The organism is Megasphaera sp. UBA4233 (assembly GCF_002395615.1).
In the GTDB taxonomy this organism is placed as follows: Bacteria; Bacillota; Negativicutes; order Veillonellales; family Megasphaeraceae; genus Megasphaera; species Megasphaera hexanoica.
Genome location: NZ_DGXL01000006.1, coordinates 111,611 through 134,435 on the forward strand (window position 1 = coordinate 111,611; position 22,825 = coordinate 134,435).

Here is a 22,825-nt window from a genome sequence, read left to right on the forward strand (position 1 = left end):
CCGTTCAGCCTCGATTCCAAGGAACCGAACGGCAAATATCGTGAATTCCTGATGGGTGAAACACGGTATGCTGCACTGACGCGTACTTTCCCGGAAGTAGCCGATCAGCTCTTTACGGAAGCCGAAGCTGCTGCTATGAAGCGGTATAAATTCTACAAGAGACTGGCTGCAGAAGTCTGATAGTCAGATTTATAAGAAAGACAATAGGAGCTGTCGCATGCATAACGGAGCGGCAGCTCCTATTGTTATACCTTCAAACTCATGAACGAGACTGTTGCATTAAGCGTAAATACGTAATGCGACAGTTTCGTTCTTTTTTTACAAAGGGCATTATCTTTTTTTTATGATTATTACAAGAGATATTGCTTGCAATGTTGAACATAGGATGTTACAATATAGCCGTAATCAGAAATGACGTACCTGAGGATTCAGAAAGGAAGGATAACATGACTGAAATGGTAACGAATGAAGTACCAGCAAGTAATGCCTATCTGGAAAAAATGAACAAGTTTTGGCGTGCTGCCAATTATCTGTCAGCCTGCCAGCTGTATTTATTGGATAACCCACTCCTGAAAAAGCCGCTTACGCCGGACATGATAAAAAAGAAAATCGTCGGCCACTGGGGAACTGTACCGGCACAGAATTTTGTATTCGTTCATATGAACCGCCTGATTAAACTCTATGACCTGGATTTGATTTTATTATCCGGCCCGGGTCACGGCGGAAATTTCTTCATTGCCAATGATTATCTGGATGGATCGTATAGTGAAATTTATCCGAATATCTCTCAGGATGAAGCAGGGATGCAGAAGCTGTTCAAACAGTTTTCCTTCCCCGGTGGCGTGCCCAGCCACTGCGCTCCGGAAACGCCGGGCTCCATCCATGAAGGCGGCGAACTGGGTTATTCTATTGCCCACGCCTGTGGGGCTATTTTTGACAATCCCGACCTGATTGCCGCTACTGTCGTAGGTGATGGCGAAGCCGAAACGGGACCGCTGGCAACGTCTTGGCAGTGCAATAAATTCATCAATCCGATTACAGACGGTGTCGTACTGCCCATCCTCAATCTGAATGGATATAAAATTGCCAACCCGACTATCTTCGGACGCATGTCCCACCAGGAACTGGTCGATTTCTTCCACGGTTGCGGCTGGGAACCGTACTTCGTCGAAGGCGACGATCCCATGACGATGCACCGGCTGATGGCAGATACGATGGATACGGTCATTGCCAGAATCAAAGAAATCCAGGCCCATGCACGGCAGCAGAACGATGCCACACGCCCCGTATGGCCGATGGTCATCCTGCGCACACCCAAAGGATGGACCGGCCCGAAAGTAGTCGATGGCAAACGCATTGAAGGAAATTTCCTGGCCCATCAGGTGCCAATTGCCATGGATAAACCGGAACATCTGCAGCTCCTTTCCGATTGGCTGCATAGCTATCATGCAGAGGAATTATTTGATGAAACGGGAAAACTGCTCCCGGAATTGAGGGCACTGGCACCGGAAGGCGACCGCCGCATCGGTATGAATCCTCATGCTAATGGTGGTATCCTGTACCGAGAACTGCGGCTGCCTGATTTCCGTGACTATGCCTTTGACATTGGTAATCACGGGGAAAAAGACAGCCAGGATACGCAGAACCTCGGTCCGTATATCCGTGACATTTTCAAACTGAATGACGATGCAAAGAATTTCCGGATTTTCTCTCCCGATGAAAACAATTCCAACCGCTTCCAGGCCGTCTTTGATGTAGAAAATAGAGACTGGAATGTACAGGCAACGGCAGAAGATGATCATTTATCGCCGTCTGGACGCGTCATGGATTCCATGCTGTCGGAACACATGTGCGAAGGCTGGCTGGAAGGATATCTTCTGACTGGCCGTCACGGCTTCTTTGACACCTATGAAGCCTTCTCGCGGATTGTCGATTCGATGGCAGCCCAGCATGCAAAATGGCTGAAAGTCTGCAATCAGCTCCCATGGAGACACAGCATTGCCTCCCTGAACCTCATGATGTGCTCGACTGTATGGCAACAGGACCATAATGGATTTACCCATCAGGATCCGGGCTTCATGGATCATATGGCCAATAAAAATGCCGATGTCGTCCGCATTTTCCTTCCGCCCGATACAAACTGCCTCCTGGCAACCATGGATACGTGCCTGCGTACCCAGAATTTTGTCAATGTCATCATTGCCAGCAAGCATCCCCGTCCGCAGTGGCTCTCTATGGAAGAAGCGGTCAAACACTGCACCCAGGGTATTGGCATCTGGGACTGGGCTTCCAATGACCAGGGACAGGACCCGGATATCGTATTTGCCTGCGCCGGTGAAACGCCGACACTGGAAGCTCTGGCTGCCGTATCGATTTTGCGGAAAGAACTGCCAGAATTGAAGATCCGATTCATTAACGTAGTGGATCTGTTCAAACTCCTGCCTCAGACAGAACATCCCCATGGACTGACTGATGTCGAATACGACATGCTCTTTACCAAAGACAAACCGGTCATTTTCAATTTCCATGGTTATCCCAAACTGGTCCATGAACTGACCTATCATCGTCATAATAACCGTCTCATGCACGTCTGCGGTTATCGTGAAGAAGGGACTATAACGACACCGTTTGACGTGCGCGTACAAAATAATGTTGACCGTTTCCACCTCGTACGCAGCGCTCTGAAACGACTCCCGAATCTTGGGAACCGGGGGGCTTACCTATTCCAGAAAATGAATGACAAGCTTGTTGAACACAAACAGTACATTCATGACAAGGGCGTTGATTTACCGGAAGTATCCCAGTGGAAATGGGAAGACTAATACATCACTAACCTCTTTCAGCATCACAAGACAAGAACTCCTGCCAGCACTGTATGGCAGGAGTTCTTGTCTTACTTCACAGAGTGTTTTTACTTGACGGATTACCGTGTGAAAGGGAACGGACTTGTGGTATAATTACATGATAAGCCTAAAAATAAGAGTGAATGAGAGATAGGATGACCATCATGAAATTAATATTCGTGGATTTTGAAATGAATCCCATCAGCAAGGAGCGCCGGCAGATACGAAAAATCTGCCCGGGAGAAATCATCGAAATAGGTGCGGTCAAACTCGACGAACAGGCGCAGGAAATCAGTAGCTTTAAAGAATATGTCCTGCCTAAATATGCGACAGAGATGGATGAGACTTGTCAGGAACTGACGGGAATCACCATGGACATGCTTCGTCAGGCCGACACGTTTGTACCGGCATTCCGGCGGTTTCTGGATTGGTGCAATGAAACCGGGGAAAATGATTATGAAATGTACGCCTGGAGTGAAAACGACTGGCGGCAGCTCCATAATGAAATGCGGCTGAAAAAAATCAACACCCAGGCGGACCGTGTGGCATGGATGCTGGGGCACTGGCAGAATTTTCAGCAGATATACTGCAATCTGCTGGGACTGGATAATGTCATTTCTCTGGACAAAGCAATCGAGACGACGGGGGAACCCTTTGACGGTCAGATGCATGACGCATTGTGGGATGCCCGCAATACAGCCAAATTATATATGTTGTCCAAAAAGAAAGAGGAATTTCGCAAAGTCATGGATTCCATCATCGAGGTAACGGCCTCGGCCGAACCGCTTACGTTTTCTATGGCAGAAGCCTTTAAAAAAGCCAGGCGATAAGGAAAAATAGAAGAGAAAGAAGGAAAGAGCTTTTGGGGGAAGTTGGTATCCGTATCATTTTTTTATTTATCGATGTGATCCTGCCTATGGCAGCCGGTTATGCGTGCAGACAGAAACAGTGGCTGGATGAAAAACAATGCAATATCCTTATCCGCATCAACATCACTATCATTACAACATTGCTGACGACGCTGACATTCTGGGTCCTTCCGATTAAGCCGCATCTCATGCTGCTGCCTGTTTTCATGGTGCTTAATGCATTTATACCTGTAGGGGTCATTTTTCTCTTTCACCGGCAGCGCAAATTCACATCCATGGCCGATCAGGGCAGTTATATCCTGGCGGCGCTCCTGACGAATCTGGGAACACTGGGCGGTTTGTGTGGCTATATCCTGTATGGTGAACGGGGCTTTGCTTATGCCCAGTTGACAGCCGTATTTCAGAATTTCGTCACCTTTTTTATTGCTTTTCCTCTGGGAGCTTATTATAAGTACAGTGCTGAAGCGGGCGGCCATCTCAATCTCGTTTCTATGAGCTGGCGTAAACTCTTTATCAACTGGAATCAGATGCCCGTCGTCGGCATGGCCCTGGGTATTGCCCTTTATGCTCTCGGGATTTCCAGACCACAAATACTGGATTATGCCTTTCAGGGGCTGATTCATATCGGGGCCTGGTCCGGGCTGGTACCGATTGGGTTCATGATAGAGTTTGCGGCTCTCTCCCGGTACTATAAGAAGACCTTTGACCTCGTACCCATCAAGCTGTTGGTGACGCCGGCTATCTGCTATGTCCTGGGCACATTCTGTTTCACCGATCCCGTTCTGATTGGGACGCTCATGATTCTCATGTCGATGCCGACGGCTATCTTTTCTCTCTTTGCCGTACGCTTATACAACCTCAATGTCAATCTGGCTATGTCCGCTTTTATTACGACGACGGCGTTTTATATATTCCTGTTTTATCCCGTTTTTTATTTTCTGGTCCACCTGGGATATCTTACCTTTACCTGATTTAATGAGAGGTGACTTATGATTTTAAAACTGAAGAAATCGTGGTTGTTTTTGTGCACAGCCTGTATCATGGCAATGTTTCTGGCCGGATGTGGTCATGCCGTCAACCTGACGGAAAAGCGCATTGACGGTATCGATTCCCAGATTACAATAGCACTGCCCGGCAATGCCCACGAACTGCCCCTGCCGGTCACATTGGATCCATTGACACAACGATACCTGAAGGGACAGCGTTTTTATGGGGAAATTAATCAGGGACTGCACATCGGAATTTTTACGGTCAGCATTGACTCGGGACAGATGTACAGTGACCTGCATCTGACGAATGGCCAGGCTCTGGGAAATACGCTCAGCGAAAATATTGAACGGGCGTCTCAGGCTATTTTAAGCAGCATTGATGCAGAAAATGTATCTGCCATGCAGGAAGCTGCCAGTGTTTCCGGGGAACATGCGGTGAAACAGACCTATACGTTTACCGCCGATGATAAACGGATGAAGGCGCAGCTGTTGGGATTTTCCCATGGCAACGCTACCTGGGTCATCCTCGTCGCCTGTGATGCCGATTCTAAGAATGCCCCGGCTATTGACGACATCATGAAATCTGTTACGATAACAAAATAATAGTACAGAAGGAGCGGCTTTCATATGAAACAGCCATGGTTTCGTATGAAAGCCGCTCCTTTACGTTTGTCGTTTGCAGCGAGCAGGATCTTTTTGGGCCGTCAGCATGTTTGCTGTATGCGCTTGTACAAAGGCAGTTTTTGCAGATGTTTCAATGTCACCATGGCGGTGATGCCAATGAGTATGCCTGTTCCCGTTCCGGCAACTGCCAGTACGGGCAGGTACAGCATAATTTTCATGTTTTCTACGATGAAACATGCCACGAGGACCTGGCCGAAGTTGTGAAAAATGCCACCGGCGGCCGATACACCAATGAGGCTGAATTTGCCGCATTTCTGGAAAACCAGCATACTTCCCAGGCTGAGAGCGGCCCCGGATACACTGTAGAAGAAAGCGTTGATTCCGCCGCCAAAAGCGGTGGAAAGAATGATGCGGAGCAGGAGAATCAGGGCGACATCCCGTTTCCTGGGAAGGGCGTATAAGGCAATGACCGTAATTAGATTGGCCAGTCCCAGCTTGGCGCCGGGGGCGATGAACGGGACGGGAAGCATGCCTTCTACGATGTACAGTACCAGGGACTGGGCAACAAACAGGCTCAATATAATAAGGTGGAACGTTTTGTTCATAAGATACCTCTCTAACGGGCGCGGATAATATCGGGATCCGATGCATCATTGGCCTGGACTTCCACCATGACTTTATGGGGCAGACAGACGCTGGTCTGGCCGGGATTTTTCAAAAATCCTTCGTGGACGCATACCTGGTCAGGGCAATCGGCATCGATGATGGCAATTTCTTCATCGCGGATCAGGATGGTATTGTATCCGGATGATGTGCGGATAGTCAGTGTATCTGTCCCGTGGTGTTCCGATAAAGGAATCGTTTTGTATTTCTTGCCGTTTACATAGATGATGGCGTGTGTGCCATTGGCAGAAGCAGCCTGACCGCTGGCCCAGAATAAGGCGGCAGGGATACAGGATAAGATGAGCAGACTGACGATGAGGGCGACATCCCATTTTCGTATCATATATTCACTCTCCTAAAACCAGACAGCTTCCTGACCGGTCTGGATAAAACCTTGATGTTTCAAATGAATGACGTTTTCTGGAGGCAGATCTGTGAAGATGCAGAAACAGGCATTGGACTGGGCATTAGCTTTTATATAGGCATCATCAAAGGAAAGGAGCCGGTCCCCTTTCCGGACTGTCTGACCGTCTTTGACATAAAAGGTAAATCCCTTTCCATTTAGTACATCCGTCCCTATGCCGACCTGCAGCATATACTCCAATCCGTCGGTTGTATGCATGCCGATGGCATTTTTTTCTTCAAAAATAAAAAAGACGGATCCGTCACAGGGAGCATACAGAATGGATTCAGACGGATAGATAAAAAAACCGTCTCCTGTAGATTTATGGGAATAGAACGGATCCGGTGCTTCCGAAAGAGGATGGAGCATACCTGTACAAGGCGCGTAGAAAATATGAGACTGCGGAGATGGAGATGACGGTGGGATGATGCGGGCGGCTTCTTCACCGGCTGCGATGCGGGGGCCGGCACAGAGCCGAACCTCCCAATGTTCCGGCAGTTCCGGAAACAGACAGATGCAGGCATCGGATGTTGCCTTTTCACAGATGAGTTTTTTATCGAAAGTTAGCAACCGGTCCCCTTTTTTGACGTGCTGTCCTGATTCGGCAAAGACCGTAAATCCTTTTCCCTGCAGCCGGACTGTATCGATTCCGATGTGGAGCAGATATTCTGTTCCATCTGCCGCTGTCAGTCCTATGGCGTGACGGGTATCAAAGACAAAGGTTACCTCACTGTCACAGGGCGCATAGACCGTATTTTCTTCAGGGTATACAAAAAAGCCGTCACCGGTCATCTTTTGAGCAAAGGCTTCATCCGGTGCGTCCGTGATTGGGTGAAGTTCTCCTGTAAAAGGGGAATTGAAAGGAATAGGTGATTCGTGTTCCACTGCTGCTATACCTCCTGCTGTCCCATGCCGTCTCTGTCATATTGCTGTTTGACAGGGCACGTCATGAGAAGTACTATTATATTGTAACATAAACCGAAGGATAAAGTAATCTAAATATAGATGAGGGTGTGATTGTGATGGAACCGACTGAACCGATGGAAGACCGGAATACATGGTGCTTCGTATGCGGTAAAAAGAATCCGCATGGACTGCATCTGGACATGCATTTGACAGAAGATGGCTGTTATGCCTGGTTTGTCCCGCAAAAACAGCATGAAAGTTATGATGACCGCATGCATGGCGGACTCATTAGTACACTTCTCGACGAAGTGATGGGGGATTTTATCTACCAGAAGACGGGGATACCGGCTTATACAGCCCGCATAGAAGTCCGTTTTCGCCATCCTGTGCGGATTGGGGAGAAAATTAAAATCGAGGGTAACGTAGTCCATCACCGGGGACGACTCTATGAAACGATGGGCAGGATTACCAAAGAAGATGGGTCCATAGCAGCCGAAGCGACTGCCAAGATGATGAGTGCCAAATAATGTATGGTACAGGATATATATCCGGAAAGGAGCGGTTTGTATGGAACAAAACGAACGATTGTATCAATTGAGTACACCTCTGTTAGCCGATGCCTGTATGCGTCTGGGAATCCCTGTGCGCTGTGCGCCCAGTAACCTGCAGGCACTGGAACCGGATATGCATTGTGTCGGACGGGTCTGTCCTGTCCGCCATGCAGGCAGTGTAGATATCTTTTTTGCCGCGTTGGAAGAAGCGCAGCCCGGCGATGTACTGGTCATTGATAATGGCGGTCGTACAGATCATGCCTGCGTTGGTGACCTCGTTGCCCGCGAAGTACAGGCTGCAGGTCTGGCGGGAATTATCATCTGGGGTCTGCACCGGGATACGTGGCAGATTCATGAAACGGGGTTACCGTTCTTTTCCCAGGGGCATATCCCTACCGGGCCCGTCAGACTGGACCGCCGGCCTGCGGCCGATGCTCTGGCCTGGGCCCGCGTAGGAGACTGGATTGTCGGTAAAAGCGATATCGTTGCAGGCGACCGCGACGGCGTCATCTTTTTGCCGTCAGATCATCTGACGGACATCATCGAAGCGGGGGAAGCCATCAAAGCGGCGGAAGAACGGCAGGCAAAACTTCTGAAAGAAGGAAAGAGCCTGAGGGACCAGCTGCATTTTAAAGAATACCTGGCCCAGCACAGCGTGACCCCATCGTACAGCTTCCGTGACCATCTGCGCAAAATCGGCGGTGCCATAGAACAGTAACCATGTAGATACATACTGCCTGCCCTGCTATCCGGGACAGGCAGTATGTATTTAAACTGATTTTATTCTCTTTCCGTCTTGCCTTCCCGGACATCCTGTGATACTATACGCACAGGGCAGAAGATAATATCACCGTAGGTGAGTTATACTTTTCGTAGTGTCATTTGTTATATTTTTCACAACTGCCTGGATCCGAAGTGGACCGGGACGGTGACAGGGCAGGAGTCTGCCCGTTTTACTTCGTTGTAGTATGCTTTCTGGCCCTGGCTGGAAAGCTTTTTCTTTTGCCCATAACTATTATCAGGGGGCATGTCTGATGTTAAAAGGAAAGAAAAAATTAGCAACTTTAGTAACGGTTTGTGTATTGGCAGGCAGCACGGCGATGGCTGCCGGTAGTCCGGCAGCGGTACCGGTGCGTACTGTCCCGGTCCGGCAATCGGCACCGGTGTCGGCGGGGACATCTGCCATTGATACATGGCGCACACAAAAGCAACTGGCGCAGGAAGAAACGATGGCACTTTTGTGGATGCGGTCTGCCGCAGAATACCGGGCACTTTGCTATCAGGGATACAATGCGGCTATGATGGAAGTGGATAAAGCACTGAGTGATCCGGCACGGAAGGGCAAACCGCTGGCTATTGTCCTGGACTGTGATGAAACGGTAACGGATAATACACCGGCTCTGGCAAAGGCGGCGGCCGATGGGAATGGCCAGTATAAGAGTATCTGGTGGCGCGATGTCGTTCATGAAGGTAAATCGGGCGCAATGCCGGGAGCCGTCGATTTTCTCCAGCAGGTAGATAAGAAAGGGCTGGCCATATTCTACGTATCGAACCGCTATGCGCCGGTCAATTATGAAGCGACAGAAGCCAATCTGAAGGCTCTGCATTTTCCCCAGGCAGATAAAAAACACATCCTGCTCATGGAAAAGAGCAGCAATAAACAACTGCGCTTTGATACGATAACGCCTGATTATGATGTTGTCGTGTATATGGGAGATAATGCCGGGGACCTTCCCATCGGGACGAATGGCAAGAGTCTGACAGAACGCAATCAGATTGTCGATGCGCACAAGGCCGATTTTGGAACGAAATACATCGTCTTCCCTAATCCCGTATACGGGGCCTGGGTCAGTGCCATTGCCAAGAATTATCTTACTATGACGCCGGAACAACGCGATGAAGTCAACCGGGAATTTCTGACAAAAACATATTAATGGATACAGCAAAAGATGGCCTCATGCCGTAATGACAGGGGGCCATCTTTTTTACGTATCTTTATTGATTGCGCTGATGGATGAAAGCGGCGTAATCGGCGATGCTGGAGAGTTCTTCCGGGGATACTTCCAAAAGAAGGCGGATGGTATCGACCAGCTTTGTTTCATATGGTGTATGAACTGGCTGTATAACCGTGGAAACGTCCGGCCCAGCCGTGCTGGTCAGATTTTCCATGCTGGTATGGAAATAGGCAGCGACATCCTTCAGCCGGTCCTTGCGTGGAAATTTTTCTTCCTTGAGCCAGGCCGACAGGGTCGTCGGTTTTATCCCCAGGTCCTGACAGACTTGTTTTTTTGTCAGCTTCTGTTGGGCAAGCAGCTGCTGGAGATGGCAGCTGAAATTTTTTTTCTTTTCATCGTTTTTCATATCGGTCTTCCTTTATCATGAGATACGGAGTTTAGTATATCACAAAAGGAAGTAAAATGAAACAGGTGGAACCGAAAGACCTCGTTAAAAGGTCAGAGTTTCTCCGTCTGCCGGTATATAGATGGTGTGGGGGAGTCCGGCCAGTTCCAGCTGCTCCTGCAATATACGACGCGTAAAGAGATTGTGGGGGACGCTGTCCAGGTGGGTGGCGATAATCTGTGCTGTCGGGAGAGCGTGGTGCATGGCCAGCAGGTCGCCCGTGTCCATGATGAGACGCCCGCAGTTCTGCAGTGTTGCCGCTCCCGTATTTGCGATGATGATATCGGGCTGATAGGTGGATACAACTTGGGCCGTGCCATCGTACCAGATGGTATCGCCGGTCAGATAGAGCGTTTTCTCTCCGGGAGCCTGAAAAAGGACGCCGCTGGAAATGCCGCTGGGCTGATTGGTGCCATGGCGGCCGGGAGTACGGCGCAGTGTAATGGATGAGAAACTGAGCGGATCCGGAGACAGAAGGCGTACATCCGTAAAGCCTGATTGTGTCAGGACTGCGGCATCGGCTTCGTTCTGGACAAAGACGGGAAGGTGTTTGGGGAGCGGGGCTCCGACCGTATGACAGGTCATATCCACATCAATGTGGTCCGGATGGATATGGGTGATGATACAGGCATCGACATAGGATAAGATGGTGGATTTAGGACAGGGAAGGGGCTTCATGGGCATGGGAATAGCGGCCTGAGATGCTGTCAGAGGCTGATTGCCGCCCCAGTCCCGGAAAGAGCCGGCTGTTCCCGTATCGGCGAGCCAGGGGTCGATGAGAAATGTCGTATTACCGATAGTGATGCGCAGTGTAGCGCTGCGGATTTGCTGAATATTCATAACGATGACCTCCTGTAACATGGGATAGGAAATGATGCACCGGTGTATAGGTTTAGTATACGCAGGACCGGTCAGAACACAATAGACAACTGGTGCGGAATGGAACAGTTCCTGACAGATTCGCGTTTTTGTCAAGTTATAGCGGGATGTGCCGATGATTTTCTGATTTTTTCTATTGACGGTATCAAGTTTTGTTTCCTATAATGAGAGCAACTCGTACAGATGATGCAAAAAAGAGGTGGCAGGGATGAGCGGGAAGAAGCCGTATAAGAGTGACCGGCGGACACGGTATACCAGGCAGGTCATTAAAGATACATTCCTTACTATGCTTCAGGAGTTTTCTTTTGAAAAGGTGACGGTGACAGCCTTATGCCGCCGGGCAGACGTGACGCGGGCTACATTTTACCTGCACTACCGGGATGTATACGCCGTACTGGATGAAGTCATTGCCGATGCTCTGGAAATAGCAGAACAGCAGTCGCCACTTACAGATGAAAAACGGCGGGATGAACTGGCCCGGATTGCGCGTACAGGAAATGAACAGGCGCTGCGCAAGCAGTATGAGCTGCTGCCGGCCTGTCACCGGGCAGCCCATGCGCCGGCGTACAAGGCACTCTTTGAAGATGAGAGTTTGGCCGGGTATATTCTGGAACGCATATATGAACTGGAAAAGAAGAAGATTCCCGGCTTCATGCAGCAGTATGGCCTGAGCCGGGAAGAAGCAGAAGCCGTATTTACCTTTGAAATGTATGGCGCCTATGCTGTGAATCGCCATCATCACTGGAAGAAAGATGATGCGTGGTTTCACCTGCAGATGCTGCTTCTGCGGTTCGTTACGGCCGGTGAAGCAGGTTTACAGAAACAAAAAGACAGGTCAGGCTGATTATGGCAGGGCGTTTTCTCCTGTGTTATGATGAACGTATCAGAAACAGGTTCGTATTGAATGAGGAGGAATGAGGTATGAAATGTTATGTTGTCGATGCGTTTACGAAAGAAGTATTCAAAGGAAATCCGGCTGCTGTATGCGTCATGGATTCCTGGCCTTCCGATGAACTGATGCAGAACATCGCCATAGAAAATAATCTGTCAGAGACCGCCTTTACGGTAAAGGAAAAAGACGGATACCGCCTGCGCTGGTTTACGCCAGGCGGAGAAATCGACCTCTGCGGCCATGCGACGCTGGGAACATCCTTTGTCCTGGCAAACTTTATCGAACCACAGTGCCATACCTTCGTCTTCCATACATTGAGCGGCGTGCTTACAGTGACCCGGAAAGGTGAGCTGTTCTCCATGGATTTTCCCGCTTATGATATGAAACCGGTGCCTGTGACCGATGCCATGGAAAACGCGCTGGGAGTCCGCCCGGTAGAAGCATACATGGCCCGGGACCTTCTCTGTGTACTGGAAAATGAAACACAGGTCCGGGAATGCCAGCCCGATATGGAAAAACTAAAACACCTTGATGGACTGCTGTGCAATGTTACGGCAAAAGGAACGGAGTATGACTGTGTCAGCCGCTCCTTTGCTCCCAAATTATCCGTGCCGGAAGACCCGGTATGCGGCAGCGGGCATTGTCATATTATCCCGGTCATGGCAGAAAAACTAGGTAAGAGTGATTTAGTTGCCTATCAGGCGTCACGCCGTGGCGGCGAATTGTACTGCCATATAGAAGATGGTCACATCGCCATGGCTGGTTATGCGGTCTTGTATTCGGAAGCTGACCTTAAAATTTGATTCATTGTGAAAATATAAAAGGGGGATTGTACCGGCATGAGAGGTTACTCATGCTGGTACAATCCCCTTTTAAGCGGTCAGGATAACCAGATCAGACGTATTCTTTTAATGCCTGGGCCAGCTGATCCGGACAGGACGTAGTGCGTTCTCCGCAGCGGATGCCTTCCAGACGGCGGATGACTTCGGTGACGGGCATTCCTTCAGCAAGGCTGGAAAGGCCGAGATGATTGCCGGGACAGCCCTTTGTAAAGGCGACATCATAGACTTTTCCATCTCTGACGTCAAAATCAATCTGTGTGGCACAGATGCCACTCGGTTTATACGTATGCAAGGGAATCCTCCTTTCGTCATTAATCGAAGAGTGCCAGAATACTGGCTTTCGGCTGAGCACCGACAGAACTCTTGTAGAGCTGGCCATTCTTGAAGACCAGGAGAGTCGGGATGCTCATGACATTGAACTGCTGGGCCAGTTCCGGCTGTTCATCTACATTGACTTTGCCTACTTTGTATTCCGGATGTTCGTTAGCTATTTCTTCGACGACGGGGGCTACCATACGGCAGGGACCGCACCAGGTGGCCCAGAAATCAACGAGGACCGGTTTATCGGACTGCAGGACTTCCTGATTGAAATTATCATTGGTAAATGTGTATTCCATATATGATTCACTCCTTTGGTATGCGTATTGTCTGCGAGACACTTCTATTATATCACACATTTGTCAAATTTTACGAGAAAAATTTTAATGTATAATATACAAGATTTATTGTTTGTACCATCGAACTTTAATATAACGCAGACGCTTAGAAAAAAACGGCCTGTCACCGATGTGACAGGCCGTTTTGCCGGCTATTAGAATGCAGGCAGGATGGTTCCTTGATATTTATCGTTGATAAATTTCTTGATCGCTTCGGACTGATAAATCTGAACGACTTTTTTGTATGTTTCGTTGTTTTCATCACCCTGGCGGACAGCGAATACGCAGGCGTAGGGCGATTCAATGGATTCGACGAGGATGGAATCTTTTTTCGGATTCAGACCGGCCGGAATGGCGTAGTTGGTATTAACGCAGGCGATGTCTGTATCATCGAGAGAACGCGGCGTCTGGGCGGCATCGAGTTCGACGAATTTCAGATTTTTCGGGTTTTCTGTGATATCAGCAACGGAAGCTTCGATGGAATCGCCGTTCTTCAATTTGATCAGGCCGGCCTGCTGCAGGAGGAGCAGGGCACGGGCGCCGTTGGACGGGTCGTTCGGAATAGTGACTTTGCTGCCCGGAGCAACTTCATCGAGAGATTTATATTTGTGTGAATAAACGGCCATAGGCATGAGAATCGTCTTTCCAACAGACGTGAGCTTCAGGCCCTGCTTTTTGACGATATTGTCAAGGTACGGCTGATGCTGGTAGGAGTTCATGTCGAGGTCTTTTTCGGCCAGTGCTTTATCAGGCTGTACATAATCGTTGAATTCTACGACTTTGATGGTAATCCCCTGTTTGGCAGCTTCTTTCGCTACTTCATCCATGATTTCTGCATGAGGACCAGCTGTTACCCCTACTTTAATTTCTTTTTTTGCCTGGTCGCCTTTGCTGTCATTGCTGGAACCGCAGCCGGCAGCAAATACGCAGATAGCTGCGATGAGGCCGGCGGAAATGATTTTTTTAATAGCTGATTTCATGTTTCGTACCCCTCTCCTGAGTGTGTATACAAAATAAGTCCGTATCAACAAAAAAGCCGTCATGCAGATGACGGCTTTATTAATCCTATGATTCATCTGCCGGAATAATCCGATGGAGTTGGCACCATACCTTATGGCGGTTGCCGCAGTGTCATCGGGCCATTCCCTCGACTGCTCTTGATGAAACGTATTCAGTTGATGATGCAGATATTAGCATAGTTTTTTTCTCTTGTCAAGTATTAGTTTTTTCTATATCTAAAAATACAGACCGCAAAAATACCGTTTTTTAATGCGCTGTATTATTTCTGATTGAAATATATGATAATTTTTATAAAAAATGACATATACTATATGTGAAAAAATAGGATGTATTAAGAAAATTAGATGTTTTTTATCTTTTACCGGATAGACAATATATATGAATACAGTACAATAAAAGTGCGCAATACGTGTTTCGGAATTTGGTAAAGCGAAAGGAGCAGAAAGATGAAACAAATCACAAAACGAATCATTACCTTGGCGATTGCAGCGGCGACACTGGTTTCATTGGCTGGCTGCGGAGGTGGTCAGAAGAGTGCATCTGGCAGTGATGATAAGGTGCTTACGGTGTATACGGCCCGTAGCGAAAGCCTGAACAATCTGGTCATTCCTAATTTTGAAAAAGATACGGGAATCAAAGTCAATGTCGTCGTAGCCGGTACGGGACCGTTATTAAAACGCGTTTCGTCAGAAAAGGGCAATCCACAGGGCGATATCCTCTGGGCAGCAGATCAGACGATGCTGGAATCCCAGAAAGACTTATTCATGGAATATGTGTCGCCGGAAGATAAAAATATGATGGAAGCGTTCCGTAATAAGACGGGATATTTCACACCAGCTTTTGCTGATCCTACCGTCCTTATCGTCAACACGAATCTGGCTGGTGACACGAAAATCGAGACCTTTGATGACCTACTGAATCCGGCATTAAAGGGTAAGATCGCCTTTGGCGACCCGGCTAATTCCAGTTCGGCATTCCAGTCTCTCATGGCTATGCTCTATGCCAAAGGAAAAAATGGTGATCCTATGAGTCCGGAAGCATGGGAATATGTGGATAAATTCATTCAGAATCTCGATGGCAAGATGCTGAACAGTTCCGGCGCTGTCCACAAAGGCGTTGCCGATGGGGAATATACGGTAGGCCTCACTTGGGAAGACCCGGCAGCTACCTATGTCCGCAACAGCGCTCCCGTCAAAGTCGTATTCCCGAAAGAAGGAGCTATTTTCCCTGGTGAATCGGTGCAGATTATCAAAGGATGCAAACATCCGGAAAACGCTAAAAAATTTGTCGATTACATGATTTCACAGAAGATTCAGGAAATGGCTGGTAAGGAACTGACGGTGCGGCCGCTTCGCAAAAATATCGAGCTGGCTTCGTATATGACGCCTATTGATCAGATTCATCTGTTCCCCAACTATGATGAAGGTTGGGTATCGGATCATAAACAGGATATCGTGTCGATGTGGAACCAGCATCTCGAAAATAACAGATAAATGATTGTATTTGCATCAGTTTGCGGCAGGAAACTCAGTATCAGTGCAGCGGGTCCTGCCGCATTTTTTATAGGGAGGAAGAGAAAATGAGCGTATCCATTGATATTGATCACGTGGTAAAGCGCTATGGGGACAATACGGTAGTAAAGGGATTGTCTCTTCATGTTAAGCCAGGGGAGTTTTTTACTCTGCTGGGACCATCGGGCTGTGGCAAGACAACGCTGCTGCGTATGATTATCGGGTTCAACTCTATTGAAGAAGGGGAAATCCGGCTGAATGGGAAGCGTATCAATGATGTGCCTGTAGAAAAACGGAATATGGGCATGGTGTTTCAGAACTATGCCATATTTCCCCATATGACGGTACGGGACAATGTGGCTTTCGGACTGCAGATGCGGGGGGCCGGGAAAGGCGATATAGAAAAACGGGTAGACGACATACTGAAAGTTGTGAAAATTGACCATTTAAAGGACCGTATGCCTGCGGCTCTTTCTGGTGGCCAGCAGCAGCGGGTTGCCCTGGCGCGGGCTATCGTCATTCAGCCGGAAGTACTCCTAATGGATGAACCATTGTCCAATCTGGATGCCAAACTTCGGGTAGAAATGCGGAATGCGATAAAGAAAATCCAGCGTCATATCCACATTACGACGGTGTATGTAACCCACGACCAGGAAGAAGCATTGGCTGTATCAGATCGCATCGCTGTCATGAATAATGGTGTTATTCAGCAGATCGGGACGCCGCAGAATATTTACAAACGGCCTTTCAATACGTTTGTAGCCGGATTTATCGGCCTGTCCAATTTTCTCGATGCAAAGCTGCAAAAAGACGGGAATGCCCATACCCTGCATTTCGAAGATGGATATAACGTGACCATGGATAATCTCGATGAGTCGGCAAAAGATGGAGAGTCCGTCATCGTATCCGTACGGCCGGAAGAATTTTCTATTGTGCCGGCCGGTGAAAGGGGAATTTCTGCAGTCGTCGAAAGCAGCGTATTCCTGGGAATTGCTACTCACTATTTTATGAAATCGGATGATGGAAATAATCTGGAAGTCATCCAGTACCAGGGTGAAGGCAGTCATCTTCCCGATGGGACGGCCGTGAGTCTGCAGCTTAAGAGCGGCCGTATCAACGTATTCCATAGCGACAGTGCAGAAACGATGATAGAAGGTGGTCATAATGGCACAAACTAAACGATCTCATATTTCATTCTGGACCGTAATCAGTCTCTGGCTCTTTGCTTTTTTTGCCATTTTTGTTTTATATCCTCTGATACTCGTATTATATAAGAGCGTAGTGGACCCTGCTTCGGGCAGTGCGACGATGGCCTATTTTACCCGGTTCTTTACCAAGCCTTTTTATTGGGAAACCATGGTTCACAGTATGGAAGTCACGGTCGTCTCTACTATCCTGGCAGCTCTTCTGGGGCTTCCCATGGCTTATCTCATGCGGAGTATCAAGATAAAGGGGAGTGCCCTTCTCAATATCCTGATTGTCATTTCCTATTTGTCGCCGCCGTTCATCGGAGCCTATGCCTGGATTCAGCTGTTGGGGCGCAACGGTGTCATCACCCAGTTTTTTAACCAGCTGTTTCATACATCGTTTAATGGTGTCTATGGATTTTCTGGTATCGTCCTCGTCTTTACCTTGCAGTCCTTTCCTTTGATTTATATATTTTTGTCCGGATCGCTCAAGACTTTCGATAATTCGCTGAATGAAGCGGCGGAAAGCCTGGGCTGTTCCCGTTTCACGCGGATGCGGCGGATCCTGGTACCTCTTCTGCTGCCGACGCTGTTATCCAGTTCGATGCTCGTCTTCATGCGGGTCTTTGCCGATTTTGGTACACCTATGCTGATCGGTGAAGGATTCAAGACCATGCCCGTACTGGTGTATACGTCCTTTATGGGAGAAGTCGGCGGTGATGATGGATTTGCTGCGGCTATCTGCGTCATCATGATTGTACTGACGGTGGTCATGTTCTTTGCCCAGCGTTATCTGGCGAACCGCAGTACCTATACGATGACAGCACTGAAGCCTATCGTAGCTGAAAAAGCATCGGGGTTGCGCAATATCATGGCTCATGGTATCGTGTATATAGTAACAGGGCTGGCTATTCTGCCCCAGCTCGTCGTCGTGTATACATCGTTTCTGCGCAGTAATGGCGGTCAGGTCTTTACTGGCGGGTATGCGCTCCAGAGTTATGAAGCGACGTTGTTCGCCAAAGATAACACGGTCATCTGGAACACCTATTTCCTGGGTATTGTCGCTATTGCAATCGTACTGGTCATGGGAGTTATCATTGCCTATCTGAGTGTACGGAAAAAGAATCTCCTCAACAGCATCCTCGATACGGTGACCATGTTCCCCTTCATTATTCCCGGGTCTGTACTGGGGATTTCCTTCCTGTTTGCCTTCAACAGTCCGCCTATCGTTTTAAGCGGTACGGCTCTGATCATGATTATTTCCTTTGCCATCCGGCGTATGCCTTACACCGTGCGTTCCAGCGTGGCAGCTCTGGGACAGATCAGCAAAAATGTAGAAGAAGCGGCTATTTCGCTGGGGGCTTCCGACATGACGACATTCCGCCGGATTACCCTTCCCATGATGATGCCCGGCGTCCTGGCAGGGGCCATTATGAGCTGGGTGACCATCATCAGTGAGCTCAGTTCTTCCATTATTTTATATACGACAGCCAATCAGACGCTGACTGTGTCTATTTATACCGAAGTCATCCGCGGTAATTACGGCAATGCATCAGCATATGCTACAATTCTGGCGCTGACCTCCATCTTGTCCCTGCTGATTTTCTTCAAGCTGACGGGACGGCGTGATATCAGTATCTGATTTAACTTTTAAGGAGGGGCGGTATGAGCAGACCACGCAGTTTTCATCTGTACTTACAACAGGTTTTTACTAAAGGGGCGGCACTGCTCATACTGTTCCTGATATGTTTATTCGTATCCTTTCTGGTCTGTTTTTATCAGGTACGCGTTGTAGATGGAACGGATGCCCATGCTGCAGAGGCAGAACAGGCCATCAGCCGGGAGTGGAACCGCTGTGTGGCTATGTTGGATGAACTGGGCAGGAATCCTGTCCTCATCCGCGCCTTGCAGGACGGAAAGGCCGATCAGGAGCTGGCACAACAGTTGTATGACATAACGAACAGTGGTGTCGTCCGTGGTGATTTCCTCCTTTTAGACAGCAAAAGGAAACCGGTCATGACCAGCCTGTATCAGGATAATCTGGGGCTTGTCATGGAGAACCGGGATATACAGGACATGCTGCATCGGGCCGGGGCAGATGGTGTCAGGGATTTGCGTTATGGTCCGGTGATACTGCCGCTGCAACATAGTCAGCAGGAACAGTATTATCTTCTCAGGCCTGTGTGGGATGAAACAGGAACGGCAGGATACATCTTCCTTTTTTTCCGGCAGGAAGGATTCCAGGAGCTGACCGACGCATGGCCGGCAGAGCAGATTGTCATTATGGATACCCTCGATCACGTCGTTTTTTCAACGAACCCGCAGTTTGTAGATGCTATGGGTAAATTGCGCACGCCCCTGACCATGGAAGGGAAACAAACTGTTCAGGGTCGCAGTTATTATGTCAGCCGGCCGGCCCGGGGAGATAAACTTCAGGTCATTGCGTTCACGGCTATTCCCCATACGGATTCTCTGCTTCAGGCAGTACTTCTTTTCCTGGGATGTATTGGCATAGCGGCCTGTCTGGCTGTATTTCTGGTGGCGCGGAAACTGTCCCGTAAAGTATTGAAGCCATTGGATGGACTGCTGGTTGCTGTGCGGGAAGGGAAAAATGGAAATCTCGATTACCGGTTGGAACCAGAGCAGAGCCTGCAGGAATTTCAGGTCATTTATCAGGAATTTAACCGTATGATGAGGGAAATCCATCGTCTTATGGAACGCAATAAAGAACTGGCAGAACGGAAACGGCTCATGGAAGTGCGGAATCTGGAGGGACAGATGGATCCCCATTTCGCCTTCAATGTCATGGAAGGGCTGCGCTATGAAATTCTGTTTGATCCGAAAAAGGCATCGGAACTGGCTGTCTCCTTTGCCCGGCTGATGCGCTATAGTATCCATCGCGGTGAAGGTGATGTCAGTCTGGAAACGGATCTTCAGTACGTAAAAGATTATCTGGCTCTTCAAAAGATGCGCTTCGGCGAACGATTATCCTATGATGTTGTCATCGATCCGGATTTGTATCATTGCCAGATTCCCAAGCTGTTGTTGCAGCCTGTCGTAGAAAACAGTATTGTCCATGGACTGGAAAATGTACGGTCGATTCATATCAGCATTACTGGAAAAAGAGAAGAAGATATGCTCGTATTGTCAGTAATCGACAATGGTTCCGGTATCAGCCCTGAAAAAATGGCATCTCTCCGTCGTCTGCTGACATCGGACGTGGTAGCACCCAGCCATATCGGCCTGTATAACGTGCACCGCGTATTGCGGCTCCGATATGGCAGGACGGCAGGCATCCGCATTGAAGGAGATGCCCAGGGGTTCCGCGTTTTTCTGTCCCTGCCGATGGTAAAAGAAGAGGTGTCACATTATGACGATGTATAAGGTACTGCTCGTAGAAGATGAAGAGATTATCCGTAAAGGACTCATGTATCTGATGGACTGGGAAACGGAAGGCTGTGTCATCATAGGTGAGGCCGGAGATGGGGCAGAAGGTGCAGAAAAAATTCGTCAGATGAGACCGGATATCGTCATTACCGATGTGCGGATGCCTTTTATGAGCGGCCTGGATATGCTGGAACAGACCCGGTCTATACCGTATGCCGCCATTGTCATTTCTGGCTATGATGAATTTGAATATGCCCAGCGGGCGATTTCTCTGGATGTCACGGAGTATCTGCTGAAGCCAGTGGATTTTACCGCTCTCCAGAAAGCTTTGATGCGGGTAAAGGAAAAACTGGGTGCTCTTCGCCAGATGGAACAACAGGCACTGTTCCATCCGGTACAGATGAATCTGCCGGACGGGCTGCCGGAACCGGGAAACCGCTATGTGAAAAAAGTCTTGCAGATTATAGAGTCGCAGTATCCACAAAAAATCCTCCTGCAGAATCTCTGTGAAGACCTGGGCGTATCCAGTGTGTATCTGCAGACAAAGTTTAAGGAAGAAATGCATTATACCTTTCACGATTTTCTCAATCGCTATCGGATTCAGCAGGCGGTCAAAAAGATGAAGGAAACCGATTATAAGGTCTATGAAATCGCGGATATGGTCGGTTTTTCTGATTACAAATATTTTATACAAGTATTCAAAAAATACGTCGGCATGTCACCGAAAAAATTTTTTGAACGATCGGGTAGAATATGATGTGCTGTCTAAGTGGACATAAGGAGTAAGAGACTCTTGTCAGAATGTGTCTTTTCATGTTACAATACATACTGCTCATCGGAGGATGTATAACCGTAATGTATACAGCCGGATAAGATGTCGGCAGACGAAATATCGGAGGACAGGTCTCTGCGTACGGATACCTGTCGAAGTAAGATATGGATGTCCTGCCGGTTCTTGTCCGGCATTTTTGTTTGTGGAGGTGATGACCGATGGGGTATACAGAAGCTATGGAGCATAAGAAAAAGATACGTTGGGAAATATATTCTGCAAAAGCCTTCTATTTCCTCGGCGGTTTCGGTTTTACGGCCTGGGCATCTCTGATTCCTTTTTTGAAACATAATCTGGAAATACCCGATGACCACCTGGGCATTCTGCTCCTTACACTGGGAGCGGGGGCACTGGTCATGATGTTCTTTGCCGGTGCCATCGCGGCCCGGCTGGGATGCCGCCGTTCACTGACAGTGGGCGGTCTGGGTATGATTGTCTGTCTCAATGGGCTGTGCCATGCGCCGGTCTATGCCGGGGCGATAGGATTTGCTGTCATACTGGGAGCATCCCTGGGGCTTTCGGATGTGGTGGTCAATATCAATGGCATTTATATAGAGCGGAAAATCCACAAGAGGCTCATGTCGGGACTGCAGGCTATGTGGTCTCTGGGCAATTTTTCCGGCGCCGCTTTTTTCGCCCTGCTTCTCTCGTTGGGACTGCACTGGAAACTGGTGGCTCTGGCGGCGACTATGGTCATTGCCGGATGCCTGTTCTTTTTTGCTCCCCACCTGATGCAGAATCGGCAGGGAAATCGCGGGTCTTCCCATTTTGTGCGGCCTAAGCCGTATATTCTGCTTATCGGCGTCATCTGTACCATCTCCTTTCTTGTCGAAGGGTCTATCAATGACTGGAGTGGTGTATTCCTGACGACAGAAAAGGGAGTGGATATTTCTCATTCCGGGCTGGGTCTGACGCTGTTTACGGCAGCGGCCTTTCTCATGCGCCTGCCCGGTGATTCCCTGGTCATGCATTTTGGCAGCCGGCATATTCTGACCGTTTCTCTGCCCATCGCCTTTACCGGATTTCTTGGCATTTTATTCCTGCCACCGGGACCGCTGCTCTTTTTGGCATTTATTCTGATTGGCGTGGGTTGTGCCAATACGGTACCGGTCTTTTACTCACTGCTGGGTACGCAGAAGGTCATGCCTGTGGCGGATGCTGTTTCGGCGGTCAGTACCATCGGCTATGTGGGGATTCTGCTGGCTCCGGCTGTTCTCGGCTTTATCGGCCGTGCCTTCAGCCTGTATGCTTCCTTCGGCTTGGTCACGGTTCTTCTGGTCGTCATGTCGGTCATAGCTCTGCGGCTCTTAAAGAATGTTTGACGTTTGAAACATTGGTTTTAAATTAAAGTCCATCCACATCAAACTTTCAACT

General features: G+C 48.7%; 23 protein-coding genes, 1 pseudogene and 1 riboswitch. Of the genes and pseudogenes, 16 read left to right on the forward strand and 8 right to left on the reverse strand.

All coding sequences use genetic code 11. From position 1 onward, the window contains the following. From B2U90_RS01275 to B2U90_RS01295, 5 genes and pseudogenes are all read left to right on the forward strand, one after another. Nucleotides 1-180: pseudogene (locus B2U90_RS01275) on the forward strand (pyruvate-flavodoxin oxidoreductase); the annotation flags it as partial. 266 nt (nt 181-446) lie between these two features. Continuing rightward, nucleotides 447-2,822: a phosphoketolase family protein gene (locus tag B2U90_RS01280; RefSeq protein WP_113855331.1), complete on the forward strand. Its 2,376-nt coding sequence runs from the start codon at nt 447-449 to the stop codon at nt 2,820-2,822. Between the two features lie 185 nt (nt 2,823-3,007). After that, a complete protein-coding gene (locus tag B2U90_RS01285) occupies nt 3,008-3,673 on the forward strand; it encodes a 3'-5' exonuclease (RefSeq protein ID WP_292016899.1) in 666 nt (221 codons plus the stop codon). Between the two features lie 32 nt (nt 3,674-3,705). Continuing rightward, the gene (locus B2U90_RS01290) at nt 3,706-4,683 is read left to right on the forward strand and encodes an AEC family transporter (protein WP_059077056.1); all 978 of its coding nucleotides are present in this window, start codon (nt 3,706-3,708) and stop codon (nt 4,681-4,683) included. An 18-nt stretch (nt 4,684-4,701) separates the two neighbouring features. Next, entirely contained in the window at nt 4,702-5,304 is a 603-nt protein-coding gene (locus B2U90_RS01295; protein ID WP_059077055.1) for a hypothetical protein, read from the forward strand. A gap of 101 nt (nt 5,305-5,405) precedes the next feature. On the opposite strand, the gene B2U90_RS01300 is transcribed toward B2U90_RS01295, so the two are convergent. The 3 genes from B2U90_RS01300 to B2U90_RS01310 are packed head-to-tail and all read right to left on the reverse strand — an operon-like array spanning nt 5,406 to nt 7,276. After that, nucleotides 5,406-5,930, reverse strand: coding sequence for a Gx transporter family protein (locus tag B2U90_RS01300; RefSeq protein WP_059077054.1), 525 nt, complete (start codon nt 5,928-5,930; stop codon nt 5,406-5,408). An 11-nt stretch (nt 5,931-5,941) separates the two neighbouring features. Then, nucleotides 5,942-6,331 carry a NusG domain II-containing protein gene (locus B2U90_RS01305; RefSeq protein WP_075581857.1) on the reverse strand — a complete coding sequence of 130 codons (390 nt, stop codon included), beginning with the start codon at nt 6,329-6,331 and terminating at the stop codon, nt 5,942-5,944. 12 nt (nt 6,332-6,343) lie between these two features. Further along, a complete protein-coding gene (locus B2U90_RS01310) occupies nt 6,344-7,276 on the reverse strand; it encodes a PTS sugar transporter subunit IIA (RefSeq protein WP_292016900.1) in 933 nt (310 codons plus the stop codon). Between the two features lie 137 nt (nt 7,277-7,413). Between B2U90_RS01310 and B2U90_RS01315 the strand changes: the two genes are divergently transcribed. From B2U90_RS01315 to B2U90_RS01325, 3 genes are all read left to right on the forward strand, one after another. Then, complete coding sequence (locus B2U90_RS01315; RefSeq protein WP_075581859.1) at nt 7,414-7,824, forward strand: PaaI family thioesterase; 411 nt, start codon at nt 7,414-7,416, stop codon at nt 7,822-7,824. A 40-nt stretch (nt 7,825-7,864) separates the two neighbouring features. Next, complete coding sequence (locus B2U90_RS01320) at nt 7,865-8,566, forward strand: RraA family protein (RefSeq protein WP_075581860.1); 702 nt, start codon at nt 7,865-7,867, stop codon at nt 8,564-8,566. 316 nt (nt 8,567-8,882) lie between these two features. Beyond that, nucleotides 8,883-9,782 (forward strand): 5'-nucleotidase, lipoprotein e(P4) family, encoded by a 900-nt coding sequence (locus B2U90_RS01325; protein ID WP_292016902.1) that lies wholly within the window; start codon nt 8,883-8,885, stop codon nt 9,780-9,782. Between the two features lie 61 nt (nt 9,783-9,843). Here the strand turns inward: B2U90_RS01325 and B2U90_RS01330 are convergent, their stop codons facing one another. Together B2U90_RS01330 and B2U90_RS01335 are read right to left on the reverse strand one after the other, a co-directional pair. Next, nucleotides 9,844-10,209, reverse strand: coding sequence for a helix-turn-helix domain-containing protein (locus B2U90_RS01330; RefSeq protein WP_292016903.1), 366 nt, complete (start codon nt 10,207-10,209; stop codon nt 9,844-9,846). Between the two features lie 84 nt (nt 10,210-10,293). Then, entirely contained in the window at nt 10,294-11,088 is a 795-nt protein-coding gene (locus B2U90_RS01335) for an MBL fold metallo-hydrolase (RefSeq protein ID WP_292016904.1), read from the reverse strand. Nucleotides 11,089-11,335: 247 nt separating this feature from the next. Between B2U90_RS01335 and B2U90_RS01340 the strand changes: the two genes are divergently transcribed. Together B2U90_RS01340 and B2U90_RS01345 are read left to right on the forward strand one after the other, a co-directional pair. After that, nucleotides 11,336-11,971 carry a TetR/AcrR family transcriptional regulator gene (locus B2U90_RS01340; protein WP_292016905.1) on the forward strand — a complete coding sequence of 212 codons (636 nt, stop codon included), beginning with the start codon at nt 11,336-11,338 and terminating at the stop codon, nt 11,969-11,971. A 77-nt stretch (nt 11,972-12,048) separates the two neighbouring features. Beyond that, nucleotides 12,049-12,822, forward strand: a complete 774-nt coding sequence (locus B2U90_RS01345) for a PhzF family phenazine biosynthesis protein (protein WP_292016906.1) — start codon at nt 12,049-12,051, stop codon at nt 12,820-12,822. Between the two features lie 91 nt (nt 12,823-12,913). Here B2U90_RS01345 and B2U90_RS01350 read toward each other — a convergent pair whose 3' ends face one another. From B2U90_RS01350 to B2U90_RS01360, 3 genes are all read right to left on the reverse strand, one after another. Further along, entirely contained in the window at nt 12,914-13,153 is a 240-nt protein-coding gene (locus B2U90_RS01350; RefSeq protein ID WP_292016907.1) for a TIGR03905 family TSCPD domain-containing protein, read from the reverse strand. A gap of 19 nt (nt 13,154-13,172) precedes the next feature. Then, nucleotides 13,173-13,538, reverse strand: coding sequence for a thioredoxin (gene trxA / locus B2U90_RS01355; RefSeq protein ID WP_083237093.1), 366 nt, complete (start codon nt 13,536-13,538; stop codon nt 13,173-13,175). Nucleotides 13,539-13,672: 134 nt separating this feature from the next. Further along, on the reverse strand, nt 13,673-14,497 hold the full coding sequence (locus B2U90_RS01360; protein WP_292016908.1) for a MetQ/NlpA family ABC transporter substrate-binding protein: 825 nt from the start codon (nt 14,495-14,497) through the stop codon (nt 13,673-13,675). A gap of 89 nt (nt 14,498-14,586) precedes the next feature. Then, nucleotides 14,587-14,684: riboswitch (SAM riboswitch) on the reverse strand. Nucleotides 14,685-14,983: 299 nt separating this feature from the next. Between B2U90_RS01360 and B2U90_RS01365 the strand changes: the two genes are divergently transcribed. From B2U90_RS01365 to B2U90_RS01390, 6 genes are all read left to right on the forward strand, one after another. Then, nucleotides 14,984-16,030: an ABC transporter substrate-binding protein gene (locus tag B2U90_RS01365; protein WP_059077043.1), complete on the forward strand. Its 1,047-nt coding sequence runs from the start codon at nt 14,984-14,986 to the stop codon at nt 16,028-16,030. Nucleotides 16,031-16,116: 86 nt separating this feature from the next. Beyond that, nucleotides 16,117-17,226 carry an ABC transporter ATP-binding protein gene (locus B2U90_RS01370; protein ID WP_292016909.1) on the forward strand — a complete coding sequence of 370 codons (1,110 nt, stop codon included), beginning with the start codon at nt 16,117-16,119 and terminating at the stop codon, nt 17,224-17,226. Beyond that, complete coding sequence (locus B2U90_RS01375; protein WP_113855338.1) at nt 17,213-18,877, forward strand: ABC transporter permease; 1,665 nt, start codon at nt 17,213-17,215, stop codon at nt 18,875-18,877. Before B2U90_RS01370 ends, B2U90_RS01375 begins: the two co-directional genes overlap by 14 nt. Nucleotides 18,878-18,900: 23 nt before the next feature. Continuing rightward, on the forward strand, nt 18,901-20,619 hold the full coding sequence (locus tag B2U90_RS01380; RefSeq protein ID WP_292016910.1) for a sensor histidine kinase: 1,719 nt from the start codon (nt 18,901-18,903) through the stop codon (nt 20,617-20,619). Beyond that, entirely contained in the window at nt 20,606-21,379 is a 774-nt protein-coding gene (locus B2U90_RS01385) for a response regulator transcription factor (RefSeq protein WP_206084848.1), read from the forward strand. Before B2U90_RS01380 ends, B2U90_RS01385 begins: the two co-directional genes overlap by 14 nt. A 233-nt stretch (nt 21,380-21,612) precedes the next feature. Then, nucleotides 21,613-22,773 carry an MFS transporter gene (locus B2U90_RS01390; protein ID WP_236699685.1) on the forward strand — a complete coding sequence of 387 codons (1,161 nt, stop codon included), beginning with the start codon at nt 21,613-21,615 and terminating at the stop codon, nt 22,771-22,773. Nucleotides 22,774-22,825 lie beyond the last annotated feature (52 nt).